The organism is Streptomyces shenzhenensis (genome assembly GCF_003688995.1).
Classification (GTDB): Bacteria; Actinomycetota; Actinomycetes; order Streptomycetales; family Streptomycetaceae; genus Streptomyces; species Streptomyces shenzhenensis_A.
The window spans coordinates 478,942-493,976 of record NZ_PENI01000001.1; the positions used below are offsets into that span (position 1 = coordinate 478,942).

13 protein-coding genes are annotated in these 15,035 nt (G+C 70.0%); 5 read left to right on the forward strand and 8 right to left on the reverse strand.

Annotated features, from left to right (window positions below):
- Positions 1-106: 106 nt before the first annotated feature.
- The 5 genes from CTZ28_RS02005 to CTZ28_RS02025 all read right to left on the reverse strand — a co-directional run bounded on the left by CTZ28_RS02005 (position 107) and on the right by CTZ28_RS02025 (position 7,205).
- A complete protein-coding gene (locus CTZ28_RS02005; RefSeq protein ID WP_147481105.1) occupies positions 107-2,440 on the reverse strand; it encodes a substrate-binding domain-containing protein in 2,334 nt (777 codons plus the stop codon).
- Between the two features lie 137 nt (positions 2,441-2,577).
- On the reverse strand, positions 2,578-4,326 hold the full coding sequence (pstS, locus tag CTZ28_RS02010; protein WP_220795301.1) for a phosphate ABC transporter substrate-binding protein PstS: 1,749 nt from the start codon (positions 4,324-4,326) through the stop codon (positions 2,578-2,580).
- Positions 4,323-5,600, reverse strand: a complete 1,278-nt coding sequence (gene pstA / locus CTZ28_RS02015; RefSeq protein ID WP_121887418.1) for a phosphate ABC transporter permease PstA — start codon at positions 5,598-5,600, stop codon at positions 4,323-4,325. The genes pstS and pstA overlap by 4 nt, the downstream gene beginning before the upstream one ends.
- Before the next feature lie 14 nt (positions 5,601-5,614).
- Positions 5,615-6,595 (reverse strand): phosphate ABC transporter permease subunit PstC, encoded by a 981-nt coding sequence (gene pstC / locus CTZ28_RS02020; protein ID WP_259471422.1) that lies wholly within the window; start codon positions 6,593-6,595, stop codon positions 5,615-5,617.
- A 223-nt stretch (positions 6,596-6,818) separates the two neighbouring features.
- Entirely contained in the window at positions 6,819-7,205 is a 387-nt protein-coding gene (locus CTZ28_RS02025; protein WP_121887420.1) for a DUF1508 domain-containing protein, read from the reverse strand.
- A gap of 464 nt (positions 7,206-7,669) precedes the next feature.
- Here CTZ28_RS02025 and CTZ28_RS46805 point away from each other — a divergent pair, with 464 nt between their 5' ends.
- A complete protein-coding gene (locus CTZ28_RS46805; RefSeq protein WP_183154213.1) occupies positions 7,670-8,431 on the forward strand; it encodes a calcium-binding protein in 762 nt (253 codons plus the stop codon).
- 81 nt (positions 8,432-8,512) lie between these two features.
- Here CTZ28_RS46805 and CTZ28_RS02035 read toward each other — a convergent pair whose 3' ends face one another.
- Complete coding sequence (locus CTZ28_RS02035) at positions 8,513-9,214, reverse strand: PH domain-containing protein (RefSeq protein ID WP_121887421.1); 702 nt, start codon at positions 9,212-9,214, stop codon at positions 8,513-8,515.
- A 136-nt stretch (positions 9,215-9,350) separates the two neighbouring features.
- Here CTZ28_RS02035 and deoC point away from each other — a divergent pair, with 136 nt between their 5' ends.
- From deoC to CTZ28_RS02050, 3 genes are read left to right on the forward strand one after another with little or no spacing between them, the layout of a single operon-like run.
- The gene (gene deoC / locus CTZ28_RS02040) at positions 9,351-10,310 is read left to right on the forward strand and encodes a deoxyribose-phosphate aldolase (protein ID WP_121887422.1); all 960 of its coding nucleotides are present in this window, start codon (positions 9,351-9,353) and stop codon (positions 10,308-10,310) included.
- Positions 10,311-10,313: 3 nt separating this feature from the next.
- Positions 10,314-11,744 carry an aldehyde dehydrogenase family protein gene (locus tag CTZ28_RS02045; protein ID WP_121887423.1) on the forward strand — a complete coding sequence of 477 codons (1,431 nt, stop codon included), beginning with the start codon at positions 10,314-10,316 and terminating at the stop codon, positions 11,742-11,744.
- Entirely contained in the window at positions 11,737-12,624 is an 888-nt protein-coding gene (locus CTZ28_RS02050; protein WP_121887424.1) for an aldehyde dehydrogenase family protein, read from the forward strand. Before CTZ28_RS02045 ends, CTZ28_RS02050 begins: the two co-directional genes overlap by 8 nt.
- 98 nt (positions 12,625-12,722) lie before the next feature.
- Here the strand turns inward: CTZ28_RS02050 and CTZ28_RS02055 are convergent, their stop codons facing one another.
- A complete protein-coding gene (locus tag CTZ28_RS02055; RefSeq protein WP_121887425.1) occupies positions 12,723-13,124 on the reverse strand; it encodes a hypothetical protein in 402 nt (133 codons plus the stop codon).
- A 127-nt stretch (positions 13,125-13,251) separates the two neighbouring features.
- On the opposite strand from CTZ28_RS02055, the gene CTZ28_RS02060 reads away from it, so the two are divergent.
- Positions 13,252-13,929, forward strand: a complete 678-nt coding sequence (locus CTZ28_RS02060) for a uridine kinase family protein (RefSeq protein WP_259471423.1) — start codon at positions 13,252-13,254, stop codon at positions 13,927-13,929.
- Positions 13,930-14,108: 179 nt separating this feature from the next.
- On the opposite strand, the gene CTZ28_RS02065 is transcribed toward CTZ28_RS02060, so the two are convergent.
- Entirely contained in the window at positions 14,109-14,903 is a 795-nt protein-coding gene (locus CTZ28_RS02065; RefSeq protein WP_121887426.1) for a SigE family RNA polymerase sigma factor, read from the reverse strand.
- Between the last annotated feature and the right edge of the window lie 132 nt (positions 14,904-15,035).

Here is a 15,035-nt window from a genome sequence, read left to right on the forward strand (position 1 = left end):
GCTGCCGACCCGTCGGTCGGCCACCGTGTACATTTCCAGAATTTGGCACGGTGGCCAACCAATTCCCAACGAGGGAAAGGTTACGGGAAGGCTTCCTAGGTGTCTCCTAGGGAGTTCGCCGCTGCGCGAGGCGAAGCATTATCGGGCCTGCAAGCCCCGCCGCTCCGCCCACGAACAGGACGACGAGAAGAACCCATCGGATGATACCGAGAACCTCACCTGGGGTGATTCCACTGCTGGCGACATTCTGTTGGCCGCCGGACGAGGAAGTTGTCGACCCATTTCCGGTGGATGCATCCGAGACCGATGGGCTGGGATTCGCGCCACCGTCTTCGCCGCCCGTCGAGGCCCCGCCGGCGGAGGTACCGGAGGATGTTCCTCCGGCGTTGCCTCCGGGGTCGCCTCCGGAGGCGAGCCCTCCGGCACCGCCGCCCCCGGGGTCGTCCGGGTTCGGTGTGCCGGGATCATCCGAGATCTGCCCGCGCTCCAGGTCGTCGGCGGCAGCCTTCGCCTGCTTGCGCAGCCCGTCCGGCAACGGCGCGTATCCGTAGGGCAGTTCGCCTGCCGACGAGCCCGGCGTCTGACCCGCTCCGGCGGCGTACCTGATGAGGTCCGCGTAGGCCTTGCGGTCCCCGGTGCTCTGATTCACCGAGGCCGCGGCGTATGTCACCGCGGCCAGCGGGTAGGCCTGGCCCTTGGCCAGCGTGGGGTCCGGCTTGAGAACCTTGGCGTTGTCGGGCGATGCCTTCATGGCGTCGACCGCGTTCAGCAGGGTGTCATCGGTGGGCTTCACGAACCGGCCATCGGCGTTGCGCAGCGCAGCGATGTTCAGTCCGTAGCGCTGCGCCGAGGCGATGTCGACGACAGCCATGACAGTGTGGTTGGTGCTGGGCGAGTTCAACAACTCGTTCTTGTTGAGGAGACTCCCGTCCCAGGCAATCCTGTTGTTGTTGTTGCCGCGGCGGGTGCGCACCGCTCCGTCGTGCAGGTCCTCCGTGTACGGGTCGAGGGCCGTCAATCCATAGGTGGGCTTGTCCTCCAGAGTCGAGTCCTCGGCGTTGAGGGCGACTGCTGTGGTCGGATCGTTCTTGGGGTAGTCGGAGATCGAGGTGTTCTCGGCCAGATCCAGACCCTGGAAGTACGAGTTCACCCGCATTCCCCAGGGGTCGGGCTTTCCGGAGAGGAAATCCCGAGCGTCCTTGTCCGACTGCAGCCAGTTCCACAGCAGTCGCGTGGTGTCGGAGTTACCCGACGGAACCATAAGACTCAGCTGCCCGGACGCATTCGTATCCGCGGCGAAATCGGCGAACTGAGGATTCAGTTCCTTGAATTCCTCGTCACTGAAATAGGACTTCGGATTTCCCGCTACCTGCTCGGGTTCAGGTTGCTTCTTGTTCCATGGCACAGTCCAGACATAAGAATGGGTGAGCATCTTGGCCACGAGCCGCGGCGTCAGCTTCATCTCCCGCATCACGCCGGTTTTCGTGGAGTCGATGAAGAATCCGATCGCCAGCCCGGACACCGCCAACGGCGCGTGCACAACGTCCGGTTGGCCTTCGGCCTGAGTGACCGGGTCGACGGTGACGCCCAGCAGAGGCGTGTCGCTCGTCGTGCCGGACACGCCGTTCCTGGCGAGTTCTTCGCTGTCCGGGTCGTAGGAGAACATGCTGTCGGTGGTGGCGCACAGCTTCGGCTGCCACGAGTTGACCGCGTCCGCGGCCAGTTCGGAGCCGGTCACTGGGCGCTCGGACCTGCCCTCCGGGCAGAAGTTGTCGACGGGCAGGAAGTCCAGGCGGAAGACCATCCGCTGGGCCCAGTTCGTCGCGGAGAGCGGGGACGTGGAGAGGGTCGAGCTGGCCGTATCAGGATCGACGACTGTGCCGTCCGTGTCGTGGGTGCCACGCGGCACGACGACCAGCCAGCACTTCCGAGGAGTCGGGGTGCTGCCGGCGGGAGCCGTGTTCTCACCGCAGCCGAGGTGGTCCGCCTGAACCCCGTCCTGGACCTCGAACTGCACTTCGCCCGTGCCGTTGGCGTACGTGCGGCTGCCGTTCTGCTCGTTGGTGTCCAGCGGCCCGAAGTAGGTGGTGTCGAACGGCGTGGTCGTCGGGTGTTCACCGTTGGCGGGGCGGAAGGGGACGAAGTCGCCCTGCGTCTCCTCAGGATCCTTGTTCGCGGTCAGCATTCGGGTGTTCGCCTTGTAGCCCGGAAGCACGTCGCCGGCGCCGAACACGCACTGGCCGCGGTCGGGCCCGTCCGGATCGTCTCCCCAACACTGCATGATCTGCAGGTAGTTGCCCCGGGCGCCGTTCGGGGTCGTCGGTGCCCCGCCCGCCCAGCTGACCCGCACACCCTGGGACCGGAGCTCCTTCGTCTGATGGACCGTCACCTTCAGCCCGGAGAAGTCGTCGTACTTCCCCTTCGGCCCCGACTTCGTCACCGCGGACTCCTCCGCGGTGTTGTCCGCCGCCGCGGCGGGCGTGCCGGGCGGCAGCGGAAGCAGGGCCACCGCCAGGGCGGTGAGCAGCGAACCCACGGCGACGAGGACGCGCGGCCGGGGCCGCTTCGGCAGAGTCGTCATGCCGCACCCCCCTTGCGGCGCGTCCGGTTGGCCATCACGCGCGCGACGGCCGGCGGCCCGACGACGACGCCGACGAGCAGCGCGGCCGACAGCGCCATCAGCGCCGTACGCAGGCCGAGTGCGTCGTCCGAACCCAGGGAGACCGGGCTGGCGGCGACGGAGGAGTCACCGGTGGACTGGCCGCCGCCGAGGACCTCGCCGGTCTCGGGGTCGACGACGGACCCACCGGTCGTCCCGCTCGTGCCGCCCGTGCCGCCGGAGCCGCCGGACGTGCCACCGCCCGAGGAGCCGCCCGTGGCGCCACCCGAGCCCGTGGAGCCGGACCCGCCCGTCGATCCCGAGCCGCCGGTCGCGGCGGACCCGCCGGTCGAGCCGGAGCCGCCGGAACCGGAACCGCCGGAGCTCGAACCGCCGGAGCCGCCGACCTGCGTGGGGGTCTTGTTGCCGCCCGTGCCGGTCGCGCACTGGTCGGAGCCCCTCTTGTCGCAGGCCTGCGGGTAGGGGGCATTCTGGATCAGGAGGTTCTTGCCGCCGGAGAACGTCGGGTTGTTGCACTTGTTGACGTTGATGCTGTCCGTCACGGCACCCGGAATCTTCCGGGTCTGGTCCATGGCTGCTTCCACCAGGTTCTTCGGCAGCGGCGAGTAGCCGAGCCGGTCGGCCTGCTGCTGGCCCTCGCAGAGGAAGTAGTTGTTGAACGCGCTCAGCGTCTTCCCCTTGGCCTTGGTGAAGCCCATCTCCTCCCTGGTGGGGATGATCATGTAGCTGTAGCTGGAGAGCGGGTAGGTGCGCCGGTCCCCGAAGGTGTAGACGCTGTCCAGGTTCTGGGTCAGGTAGTTCGCCGAGCGCGGGTCGCTGTTGATCCTGGCCTTGGTGAGCGCGACGGCCACGCTGGAGGCGGTCGGCTCGACGTAGTAGCCGGAGTGGTTGAGGACCTTGGCCACCGGGAAGCCCGCGTTCCTCGCGTACGAGTACTCGACGTAGGTGATGGCGCCCTCGGCCTGGGCCTGCTTGGTGTAGCCCGCGACGCCGAGCGACTGGGACTGGGCGACGAAGCCGGAGCCGGGGATCACCGGGAAGTACGACGTCAGACCGCACGGCGTCGACTTGCCCGCCCGGCGGCAGTAGTCGTTCCACAGGGAGCCGTACTCCTTGGACATCCACAGGGAGAACTGCGCGGTCGTACCGGAGCCGTCGGAGCGGACCACCGGGACGATCCGGCGGGCCGGCAGATTCAGCCGGGGATTGTCCGCCTTGATCTCCGGCGCGTTCCACATCGTCAGCTTGCCGGTGAAGATCTTGGTGAGGACCTCACCGGACAGCCGGAGGTTGGTGACCTGCTTGCCGCCGATCTTCAGGTTGTACATGAACGAGGTACCACCGGCCACGATCGGCATGTAGGCGTACTTGCGCGTGGGCGGCGGGTCCGCCTGGCCGAGGTCGTTGAGACCGTAGGGGATCTCGGAGACGCCGAAGTCGGAGGTGCCGTTCTTGAACTGCTGACGGCCGACGGACGAGCCGACCGCCGAGTAGTTCACGGTCATGCCCTGCTGACGGACGTTGCGGCGCCACTGCTCGATCGCGTTGGAGCTCCAGGTCGAACCGGAGCCGCTGATCTTCGTGTAGCTGTCGGCGAAGGCGTTCGGCGGATGGACGGCGATCAGCGCGCAGACCGCGGCGACGAGCAGCGCCAGCGCCTGGTACACGCGCGTAGCGCGCGGACGACGGACTAGTGCGGTGGTCACGGGGTGCTCCTCGTCGGTGCGGATCTGGTTGACGGCTGGTCTGCGGGGGCATACGCGGTGAAGCGCTTCGCGTCCCGGCGGGAGGCCTTGACGCGCCGGTGTTCCTGGCGGCGGGTCAGCTGGCCCGGTCCGCGCCCGCCGATGACGCGGGCTATGACGAACAGGACGAGCACCAGCACCAGGAGCACCGCCGCGGTGCCGAAGCCGCGGGCGATGTAGGTGGGCTCGGGGGACTTGACGAGTTCGAAGGTCGCCAGCGGCAGCGACACCATCGGGTCGTGGAGCGGGTTCATGTTGAGCTCGGCGGTGTAGCCGGCGGTCAGCAGGACCGGTGAGGTCTCCCCCACACCGCGGGCCGTGCCCAGGATGATCGCCGTCGTCAGTCCGGACCGGGAGGTGGGCAGCACCACGTGCCACACCGTGCGCCACCGCGAGGTGCCGAGGGCGTACGACGCCTCGCGCAGCGTTCCCGGGACCAGCCGGATCACCACGTCCGACGCGCGGATGATGATCGGCAGCATCATCACGGAGATCGCCAGCGCGGCGGCGAGACCGGAGCGGTCGAAGCCCAGCGCCAGGATGAAGGTCGCGTAGATGAACAGGCCGGCGACGATGGACGGCAGGGCCGTCATCGCCTCGACCATGGTGCGGACGAACCGGCTGAAGGCCCCCGGGACCTCGTTCAGGAAGACCGCGCACACCAGCCCGGTCGGGATGCAGATCAGCAGGGCGATGGAGATCTGCCACAGCGTGCCGACGATCGCGTGCAGGATGCCGCCGACGTCGAGCGGCTCGATCGGGCCCGCGTCGGCCATCGACTCGGTGTAGAAGTTCAGGTGCGGCAGCGCGTCGCGGCCCTCGTAGAGGGTGTAGACGACCACGAACGCCAGCACGGCCAGCATCACGACGCCGAGACTCTGGACGACCGCGGCGGCCACCCGGTCGCGCACCGCCGGCCCGTCCTCGTCGAAGGAGACCAGCAGCGCGTACAGGCCGAGGAAGAGCGCGTAGGCCACGACGACGAAGCCCACGGCGCCGTTGAAGGGCAGCAGCCGGTCGAACAGCAGCCAGGTGACGCAGAGGGACGCGGCGGCGGCGCCGAGCATGGCGTACACGTCGGTGGCGCGCAGCGTGGACAGGTTGCGACGTGCCTCGGCGCGCGTCGTGCGGCGGCCGGGCAGGGTGGTGCCCGCCGCCGGCGGCGCGGGCGGTTCCGCGGGGCTCGGCTGCGGTCCCTGGTCGCCGGGCGGGCTCTGTGCGGTGATGACGGTCATCGGGCTCGGTCTCCTCAGGAGTCGCTCGCCGCGCCGGAACGGCTGCGGGCGACGATCGACGACGCGGCGAAGTTGACGACGAGGGTCAGCAGGAAGAGCGCGAGGCCCGCGGCCATCAGCGCCGACATTCCGATGGGGCTCGCCTCGCCGTAGCGCAGGGCGATCAGCGAGGAGACCGAGCTGGTGCCGTTCTGGAGGATGTGCGGCTGGATCGTGAACACCGGCGAGATGATCAGGTACACGGCGATGGTCTCGCCGAGCGCCCGGCCCAGGCCCAGCATGGTGCCGCCGATCATGCCGCCCTTGCCGAAGGGCAGGACGACGCTGCGGATCATGCCCCAGCGGTTCGCCCCGAGCGCGTACGCGCCCTCCCGCTCGCCGACCGGGGCCTGCGAGAACACCTCCCGCATCACCGAGCAGATGATCGGCGCGACCATCAGGGACACGACGATGCCGGCGATGAAGGTGGAGGAGGTGTAGACGGTGGCGGTGGCGAGCGGGTCGCGCGGATCGGCGCCGTCGACCTCGAAGACCGGTATCCAGCCGAAGTACGTGGCGAGCCAGCGCGACAGGCTGACCACCTTCCCCTGGAAGAAGAACAGGCCCCACAGTCCGTAGACCACCGAGGGCACTGCGGCCATCAGGTCCACGATGCTGATGAGGGTCTGGCGGATCCTCGGCGGGGCGTACTCGGAGATGTAGAGCGCGGTGCCGAGGGCCAGCGGTACGGCGAACACGATGGCGACGAGCGCGACGAGGATCGTGCCGACGAGCACGGCGGCGATGCCGAAGTTGCCGCCTTCGGGCTCCCAGGTCTCGGTGGTGATGAAGCCCCACTTCGCGACCGACAGCGCCTGCCAGGCCCGGTACGTCAGAAAGCCGCCGACGAGCAGCATGATGGCGAGCACCAGGGTGCCGCCCCCGCGCAGCACACCTCGGAATAAGCGGTCGGCCACGCCCTGGTCGGCGTACAGACGTCTCGGTGGGTCGTCCACCGGAGTCACAGGTCGCTCATGCATTCGCGTCGTCACATGTGTCGACGCTCCTGAGGCCCGGTGGACTGCTGCGCACGCAAAGGTGAACGAGGCGCCCCCAACAGGCAACTTCCGGGTTTGACGTGAACGCGGCGATGCGAGCGCGCGAAGGGGTCCGGGCCCGCCGGTGCGGCGGGCCCGGACCCCTTGTACGCAGGTGAAATCGTCTAGCCGACAGGCCCGGTCAGTGGGTGTCCTCCCACGCGATCACGCCGGCCGATCCCAGTTCGGCCAGCAGCGCCCGGAACCGCTCGTAGGCGGCCTGGCACGTCGAGTGGCGCTCGTAGGCGCGCGAGGACACGGCCAGGGCACCGCCGGCCGGGTCACGCAGCCGCCAGACCCAGCCGTTTCCTTCAGAGGTGTGATGCACACCCCCGGATAACCCCGCCACGTCGGCGCACATCTGCTCGAACGCCGTTCGGCACTCCTCGTAACTGCGGTACGTCAGGGCCGCCACGGCGATCACCCGACCGTTCGTGGCGGTGAGTCGCCACAGGTAACTTCCGTCTGCGGATATGTCTATCTGACAGCGCGTGCCGGGTACGGCCGCGCCCCCCTGTCTTGCCGCCATCCATCCCCACCCCTGCGGTTCCCGTCGTCAGGAAGGCCGCATGGGTCGACGACGGCTCGTCATTCATGCGGCATCCGCAGAGTAGTGAGACGCGATTGACAACGATTGCCCTCTCTTTACCGCACCCACCATGCTTCACCGGAAAGTTGCCCCTCGTTCACATGGGTGCCGTAGGGCGAGCGCGCGAGCTGGACGACGAGGCCACCACGGCCGCGGCCGGGCCGCGGTACGCGTAGGTGGTCGCCAGGTCCGCTGAAATTCCAGTCGAATTTTCCCTTCGGTTTTCCATGGAATCGGCGCACCCGTTATTCGGCCGCACTTCTTTTAGCGGGAAAACGGCGATCTCCTTCACTCCGTCGCCAAAAACGTTCCTAAATCCCCACAGGGTGAGTACGCTGCACTCGTCAATTCGGGCTCGCCGACCGGGAATTGGCGGGTCGTGGCGTACAACTTGAGGAATTCGCATGCGCATTTACCCTGCTGCCGTCGCCGCGTGCGGCGTCGTGGCCCTGTCCGCTCTCGCTGTTCCGGCCGCGCACGCGGACGACAGGTTCGGCGACACCGACATCACCAGCGTCGTCGTCAACAGCGGCAACCCCGTGGTCGTCGGCAACACCGAGAGAACCGTCACCGTCGAGGTCACCGCGACCGACCCGGCCGGTCTCACGGAGGTCGACGCCACCCTTTACCGCGGCTCGTACAGCAACCCCGACGCCTCCGTGTCCTCGACCGCGGCCTGCGGCCCGACCCCCGACGCCACCACCACCTGCACCCTGACCTTCGACCTCAAGCCCGGCACGACGCCCGCCGACAGCTCGCTCGCCGGCACCTGGCACGTCAGCGCCTACGCGATCTCCGCCGACATCGACGCGGTGTTCCTGTCCGACGCAGCCGACTTCTCCGTACAGCGCGACACCCAGGTCTCCGTCAACGCCCCCGAGCGGGTCAAGTGGGGCAAGAACCTCACGGTCACCGGCGGCGTGCAGAACGCGGACTGGGCGACCGGCACGTACGCCGCCGCGGCGGCCGGCCAGCCCGTGAAGCTGCAGTTCCGTCCCAAGGGCTGCGCCACCTACACCACCGTAAAGACCGTCAACACCGCCGCCGACGGCACCGTCTCCGCCACCGTCCGCGCGCTCGTCGACGGTGACTACCGCTGGTCCTACGCCGGCACCGCCGGCACCGCGGCCGCCGTCTCCAAGGGCGACTTCGTCGACGTGCGCTGACCCCTGAGCGACACCGGCCTCCGCACGACCGGGGCCGGGCCACCCGTGGGGGTGGCCCGGCCCCGACTGCGGTGAGCGAGATCAGCCCACCGCGAGCAGGATCACCAGCAGGACCGCCCCGGCCACCGCCGGCGCCGCGATCTCGTACGCCCAGCGGACCGCGATCTCGCCCTGGGCACTCGGCTCCTGCCCCCGGCGCTCCAGCGTCTCGCGCAGGTCCTCCATGATCTGGTCGGCCTCAGCCCGCGCCGGCACGGACGGCTCGCCGCCGCCGCGCGCGCCGCGGCCGAGACCGAGGCCCGCGCCGGCCCTGGTGCCCGGCCCGCCGGACCGGCCGCCGTCGTGCGCCGCCGCCTCGGCCCGCGCCTGCCGCCGGGCGGCCCTCTTGCGGGCCCGCAGCGACACCGGGACGGCCCACAGCTGGTACTTGGTGCCGGACTTCGCGACGACCTCGTTCGAGTAGCCGGAGCGCAGGGCGGCGATCTCGCCCCAGGGCAGGGTGATCACCCGGAACGGGTTGCGCACCCGCAGCCGGTCCTCGCCCACGTACACGGCCGGGCGCAGGGTGAAGGCGACCACGAGCGGCACGACGAGGATCAGCGCGGCGAGCGCCAGCCAGGGGGTCCGGCCGTGCCCGTTGAACAGCGCGTCGAAGCCGAGCCACAGGATGATGGCGAGCATCACCACCCCGCCGGCGATCGCCGCGGGCGACCGGTGGATCCGGTCCTCGGCGGTGGGCGCCGGAGGCTGCGGCTCGGAAGGCTGGTGGTCCGGGGTCGTCATGGTCCCGATTCTGCACGACGCCGTCGGCGCTGCTCGTCCCCGGTACCGGGGCGGGCGACGGGGCCCGGCCCGGTGATCGGGGCGGTTCCGGGGGGTGTACAGCCGCTACGCGCGTAGATATGCTCGTCTGGTGACCATGCCCACCTCTGCTCCCACAGCGCAGGCTCTCGCCGACGTGACCGCGTCCGACAGCACGCTGCGCCGCTTCCTGCACGGGCTGCCCGGCGTCGACACGGTCGGCCTGGAGGCGCGCGCCGCCTCGCTCGGCACCCGTTCCATCAAGACCACCGCGAAGGCGTACGCCATCGACCTCGCCATCTCGATGGTCGACCTGACGACGCTGGAAGGCGCGGACACCCCGGGCAAGGTCCGGGCGCTCGGCGCCAAGGCGGTCCACCCGGACCCGACGGACCGCACCACCCCGGCGGCCGCGGCCGTCTGCGTCTACCCCGACATGGTGGCCGTCGCCAAGGAGGCCGTCGCCGGCTCCGGCGTCAAGGTCGCCTCGGTCGCCACCGCCTTCCCGGCCGGCCGTGCCGCGCTCGACGTCAAGCTGGCCGACGTGCGCGAGGCCGTCGCCGCGGGCGCCGACGAGATCGACATGGTCATCGACCGCGGCGCGTTCCTCGCCGGGAAGTACTCGAAGGTGTACGACGAGATCGTCGCGGTGAAGGAGACCTGCGGTGCGCGTGCGCGGCTGAAGGTCATCTTCGAGACGGGCGAGCTGTCGACGTACGACAACATCCGGCGGGCGAGCTGGCTCGGCATGCTGGCCGGGGCCGACTTCATCAAGACGTCGACGGGCAAGGTGGCGGTCAACGCGACCCCGGCCAACACCCTGCTGATGCTGGAGGCGGTGCGCGACTTCCGCGCCCAGACCGGCGTCCAGGTCGGGGTGAAGCCCGCGGGCGGCATCCGCACCAGCAAGGACGCGGTCAAGTTCCTCGTCCTGGTCAACGAGACCGCCGGTGCGGACTGGCTGGACAACCACTGGTTCCGCTTCGGCGCGTCCTCGCTCCTGAACGATCTGCTGATGCAGCGTCAGAAGCTGGCCACCGGCCGCTACTCCGGCCCCGACTACGTAACGGTGGACTGACTCATGGCATTCGAGTACGCGCCCGCGCCCGAGTCGCGCGCGATCGTCGACCTCGCCCCGTCGTACGGCCTCTTCATCGACGGGGAGTTCACCGAGAGCGCGGGCGGGGATCTGGTCAAGACGGTCTCTCCGTCCACCGAGGAAGTGCTCTGCGAGTACACCCGGGCCACCGCCGAGGACGTCGACCGGGCGGTGCAGGCCGCCCGCAGGGCGTTCGAGAAGTGGTCGGCGCTGCCCGGTGCCGAGCGCGCCAAGTACCTCTTCCGCATCGCCCGCATCGTCCAGGAGCGCAGCCGCGAGCTCGCGGTCCTGGAGACGCTGGACAACGGCAAGCCGATCAAGGAGACCCGCGACGCCGACCTCCCGCTGGTCGCCGCGCACTTCTTCTACTACGCGGGCTGGGCGGACAAGCTGGACCACGCCGGTTTCGGCCCGTCGCCGAAGCCGCTGGGCGTGGCCGGCCAGGTCATCCCCTGGAACTTCCCGCTGCTGATGCTGGCGTGGAAGATCGCCCCGGCGCTCGCCACCGGCAACACGGTGGTCCTCAAGCCCGCAGAGACGACCCCGCTGTCCGCGCTGTTCTTCGCGGACATCTGCCGGCAGGCGGGCCTGCCCCAGGGTGTCGTGAACATCGTGACCGGCGACGGCCGGACCGGCGCCGACCTCGTCGCGCACCCCGACGTCGCCAAGGTGGCCTTCACCGGCTCGACGTCCGTCGGCAAGGAGATCGCCCGCACGGTCGCGGGCACCCGCAAGAAGCTCACCCTCGAACTCGGCGGCAAGGGCGCGAACATCGTCTTCGACGACGCCCCCATCGACCAGGCGGTCGAGGGCATCGTGACCGGCATCTTCTTCAACCAGGGCCAGGTCTGCTGCGCCGGCTCCCGGCTGCTGGTGCAGGAGTCGATCCACGACGAGCTGCTGGAGTCCCTCAAGCGCCGTCTGTCGACGCTGCGCCTCGGCGACCCGCTCGACAAGAACACGGACATCGGCGCGATCAACTCCGCCGAGCAGCTGGCCCGGATCAGCGCGCTGGCCGAGCGGGGCGAGGCGGAGGGCGCCGAACGCTGGTCCCCGGCCTGCGAACTCCCGTCCTCGGGCTACTGGTTCGCCCCGACGCTCTTCACGAACGTCACCCAGGCGCACACCATCGCCCGCGAGGAGATCTTCGGCCCGGTGCTGTCGGTCCTCACCTTCCGCACCCCGGAGGAGGCCGTCGCCAAGGCCAACAACACGCCGTACGGCCTGTCGGCGGGCATCTGGACGGAGAAGGGCTCGCGGATCCTGGCGGTCGCGAGCCGGCTCCGGGCCGGTGTCGTGTGGTCCAACACGTTCAACAAGTTCGACCCGGCCTCGCCGTTCGGCGGGTACAAGGAGTCGGGCTTCGGCCGCGAGGGCGGCCGCCACGGCCTGGAGGCGTACCTCGATGTCTGACGAACGACTGTCCGTCCTCAAGACCTACAAGCTGTACGTGGGCGGCAAGTTCCCGCGTTCCGAGAGCGGCCGGGTGTACGAAGTGACCGACTCGACGGGCAAGTGGCTGGCGAACGCTCCCCTCTCCTCCCGCAAGGACGCCCGGGACGCGGTGGTGGCCGCGCGCAAGGCGTTCGGCGGCTGGTCGGGCGCGACCGCGTACAACCGGGGCCAGGTCCTCTACCGCGTCGCGGAGATGCTGGAGGGCCGGCGGGAGCAGTTCGTGCGCGAGGTCGCCGACGCCGAGGGCCTGCCGCGGGCCGAGGCGGTGGCCGTGGTGGACGCGACGATCGACCGCTGGGTCTGGTACGCGGGCTGGACCGACAAGATCGCCCAGGTGGTGGGCGGCGGCAACCCGGTCGCGGGCCCGTTCTTCAACCTGTCCTCCCCCGAGCCGATGGGCGTGGTCGCCGTGGTGGCCCCGCAGGAGTCGTCCTTCCTCGGCCTGGTGTCGGTGCTCGCCCCGGTGATCGCGACCGGCAACACGGCGGTGGTGGCCGCGAGCGAGAAGTCCCCGCTGCCGGCGCTGTCCCTGGCCGAGGTGCTGGCCACCTCGGACGTGCCCGGCGGTGTCGTCAACGTGCTCTCCGGGCGTACGGCGGAGATCGCGGCGCCGCTGGCCGCGCACCAGGACGTCAACGCGATCGACCTCGCGGGCGCCGACGAGGCGCTGGCGAAGGAGCTGGAGATCGCGGCGGCGGACAATCTGAAGCGGGTCCTTCGTCCACAGGCTGTGGATTACTCCGGGACGCCCGGGACCGAGCGGATGACGGCGTTCCTGGAGACGAAGACGGTGTGGCACCCGACGGGGGCGTTGGGCGCGGCCGGTTCTTCCTACTGACGGGCACCCGGCTCACCGACGGTTCCGGCGGGGAACTGCCGTCGTCCGCAGGCCGCCTGCGGCCGGCGACGCAGTTCCCCGCGCCCCTTCCGGGCTCCTCAGCGGCCCAGCGCGCCGAGGAGCTGCCCGGCCACGGGCAGGCTGCCCAGCGACTGCGCCTGGGCGATCGGAGCGGTCAGCGTCCGCGAGGTCAGCGGCTTGAAGTCGGCGAGCTGGGTGCCGACGCCGTTGTCGAGGGGGTCGACGCCGGTGCCCGCGAGCGGGTTGGGCTTGAGTCCGGCGACCGGTCCTGTGACATGGCGGACCGAGTCGGTGAGGGCCGTCAGTCCCGCCTGCGGGTCGGCGTGGCCGAGCGAGGCCGACCGGAGCGGCGCGTCCATGACCGGTGCGGTGGCCGCGGACGCCGTCGCCGCGCCCGCGCCCAGGGCCGCCGAGGCGGTCGCGAGGGCGATCAGCGCGCGCTGTGCGGTGGGGTGCTGCAAGGAGCTGTGTCGGGCCATCGTGGACGCCACCTTCCGGTGCACAGGGTAATGATGTCGACACGAAGGGTAGTTGAGGTGTGAGCCGCGTTCCAATGCCGACCCACGGGGTCGGCAAGGACCGCATCATGCGTCAAACTGGTGTTCCGTGAGCATTCATCCCCCGTCTCCCGCCCGTGTGGTGTTGCTGTGCGGCCCCTCGGGCTCGGGCAAGTCCCTTGTCGCCGCCCGTTCCGGGCTGCCCGTACTGCGTCTCGACGACTTCTACAAGGAGGGCGACGACCCGACGCTGCCGCTGGTGGCGGGGAGTTCGGACATCGACTGGGACCATCCGCGGTCCTGGGACGCGGACGTCGCCGTCGACGCCATCGCCCGGCTGTGCGCCACAGGGTCGACGGGCGTGCCGGTGTACGACATCGCGAAGAGCGCGCGCACCGGCGAGGAGGCGCTGCGCATCGGGCGCGCGCCCCTGTTTGTGGCGGAGGGCATCTTCGCGGCGGAGATCGTGCTGCGCTGCCGTGAACTCGGCCTGCTGGCCGACGCGTTGTGCCTGAGCCGTGGCCCGCTCACCACCTTCCGGCGCCGCTTCCTGCGGGATCTGAGGGAGAGCCGCAAGTCGGTGCCGTTCCTGCTGCGCCGCGGGGTCCGGCTGATGCGCGCGGAGCGGTCGATCGTCACCCGCCAGGTGTCACTGGGCGCGCACGCCTGCGACCGGGACGAGGCGCTGGGCCGGCTGGCCGCCGCGGCGGAGCGACGCCAGGCACCGCCGCCCGGCACACCGGCACAGGATCAGGCACCTCCGGCACAGACGCAGACACCGGCGTAGTCGCCGCCGCGGCAGAGAGCCGCACGCGCCGGAAACGGGAGAAGCGGGACTGGACGGACCCCCCGGCCCTCCAGTCCCGCCGTTCCTCCCCCTCCCCCTGTCCCCCCGTGTCCCCCTTGCCCCCGTTCCCGTGAGTTCCCCCGAACTCACGGCCCCCCGTTCCCCGTTCCCCCCAGCCTTCAGGCGACCAGTTCCCCGAAGGCGCTCTCCTCGTCACGGCCGAGGCTGAGGACCTCGTCCTCGCGCAGCCGGCGCAGCGACCGCCAGATGCTGGACTTGACCGTGCCGACACTGATGCCGAGGATGTCCGCGATCTCCGGGTCCGTGCGGCCCTCGTAGTAGCGCAGGACCAGCATGGTGCGCTGGAGTTCGGGCAGCCGGGCCAGCGCCTGCCACAGGACCGCGCGCAGCTCGGTGCCGCGCATCGCGTCCGTCTCGCCGGGCGTCTCCGGCAGTTCCTCGGTCGGGTACTCGTTGAGCTTGCGGCGCCGCCAGGCGCTGATGTGCAGATTGGTCATGGTGCGGCGGAGGTATCCGCCGACCGCCGCCTTGTCACTGATCCGGTCCCACGCCCGGTACGTCGAGAACAGCGCGCTCTGCAGCAGGTCCTCGGCCTCGAAGCGGTCACCGGTCAGGTGATAGGCGGTTGCGTACAGGGAGGCGCGGCGCTCGCTGACATAGGCGGTGAACTCCGCCTCTGTCAGCGAGCGGCGCTCCCCCGAGTCCTCCCTGTACGCGGCTCCCCCGTGGGCCCCCGTGACCCCCGTCGTGCTTCCCCCCGTACGAGCGTCAACCACCGAGATGTACGCGGTGTGCTGACGCCCGGTGCCGCGAGCGCACCCCCGTGCTCCCCCACGCTCGAACGCGTTCGTGCGGGAGGGACTCCCCTCGGCACCGGACTTCTCTGAACCCCGGTTCACGTCATGCAGACGCGTGACGACTGCGCTGGTGCTCATGCCGTGCAGCGTGTTCATCTCGCGCCCCCTGTCGTGGACTTCGGTGTTCGGCCTGCTTCCTTGCCTGTGCCGAAAATCTTGCCCAGGGGACTTCATGGCCGTGTCCGCCGACTGTCACAGACCTGTCACAGGGGCCCGGCACGGTTGAAT